Consider the following 1,561-nt stretch of genomic DNA (forward strand, 5'->3'; position numbering starts at 1 on the left):
ACGGCGAGCAGGGAGACGATGAGGTCAGCGGAGCGGTCGAGGCGGACAGCGACGCGAGAGCCGGGGAGGACACCCAGTGCACGCAGGTGGTGGGCGAGCTGGTTGGAGCGCGCGTCGAGCTGTGAGTAGGTGACAGCCTCATCCCCGGAGACAACGGCGACGGCCTCCGGCGAACGGACCACCTGCTGTTCGAAGAGCGAGTGGATGCTGGCATCGCGCGAGTAGGCGGACTGCGCACCGTTCCATGCAGGGAGCAGTTGCTTCTCTGCCGGTGTGAGCATCGACACGAGGCCGAGCTGTCTGTCGGGGCTGGTGAGAAGCCCATCGAGGAGCACCGCGTAGTGACGAGCGAGGCGCTCCATCGAGGCCGCTTCGAACAGATCGGTGTTGTAGTTGATGATGCCCGAGAAGCCTTCGCTTCCTTCGTCGAGGAGAAGGCTGAAGTCGTACTTGGACGTCTCGATGCTGGGCGGGAGGGCGTCGAGGCTGAGCCCGGGAAGCGTCAGAGCCCCCTCGGGTGCGTTCTGGAGCGTGAGCGTGACCTGGAACAGGGGCGAACGGCTGAGGTCACGCTGAGGCTGGAGTTCCTCGACGAGCTTCTCGAAGGGGACATCCTGGTGCTCGTAGGCCGCGAGGGTGTTCAGGCGCACCTGTCCCAGCAGCTCACGGAAGGACTGCCTGCCATCCAGGCGTGAACGGAAGACGAGGGTGTTGACGAAGAAGCCGATGAGGCCCTCCGTCTCGGAGCGGTTTCGGTTGGCGACGGGCGAGCCGACCGAGACGTCGTCCTGTCCCGAGTAGCGAGAGAGCAGGAGCTGGAAGGAAGCCAGCAAGACCATGAAGGGCGTGGCGCCCTCGCGCTGGGCCAGTTCCTTCACCTGGGTGCTGAGGTGCTTGGAGAGTGCCACAGGCACGACGGCGCCACCGTACGTCTGGATGGCGGGCCGGGGCCTGTCCGTGGGTAGCTCGAGAGAAGTGGAAGCGCCGGCGAGCTGCTTGCGCCACCAGTCGATCTCCGAGGCGAGGACGTCGCCATGGAGCCACTGGCGCTGCCAGACGGAGAAGTCGGCGTACTGGATGGGCAGGGGCGCGAGCTGCGCGGCCTCTCCACTGGAGAACTGGCGGTAGAAGGCCGCGATCTCTCGGGCGATGACGGAGATGGACCAACCGTCGGAGATGATGTGGTGGGCGGTGACGAGGAGGAGGTACTCCTCATCGCTCATCCTCACCAAGGTCGCATGAACAAGAGGGCCCTGAGCGAGGTTGAAGGAGTGCTGGGCCTCCTGTCGCATCAGCGCCTGTGCTTCGGTCTCGCGAGCCGCAGGCTCCAGTCCTCGCAGGTCGACGACAGGAAGCTCGAGCCGAACGTCAGGCTGGATGACCTGAACGGGCTGACCGTCGTGGACCGCGAAGTGAGTGCGGAGCACCTCGTGGCGCGCGAGGAGCGCGTTGAGCGACTGATGCAGCGCGCTGACATCGAGGGAGCCGGAGAGCTTGAGGGCCCAGGGGATGTTGTAGGTGGAGGAGCCAGGCTGGAGCTGGTCGAGGAACCAGAGGCGCT

Annotated in this window: 1 protein-coding gene; it reads right to left on the reverse strand. The window is 65.7% G+C overall.

Annotated features, from left to right (window positions below; translation table 11 throughout):
• Positions 1-1,511, reverse strand: a 1,511-nt coding sequence (locus tag K8640_RS42310) for a condensation domain-containing protein (RefSeq protein WP_223752271.1), incomplete at its 3' end; no start/stop codon positions are given.
• Between the last annotated feature and the right edge of the window lie 50 nt (positions 1,512-1,561).

It is taken from the genome of Myxococcus sp. XM-1-1-1 (genome assembly GCF_020037095.1).
Taxonomy (GTDB): domain Bacteria; phylum Myxococcota; class Myxococcia; order Myxococcales; family Myxococcaceae; genus Myxococcus; species Myxococcus fulvus.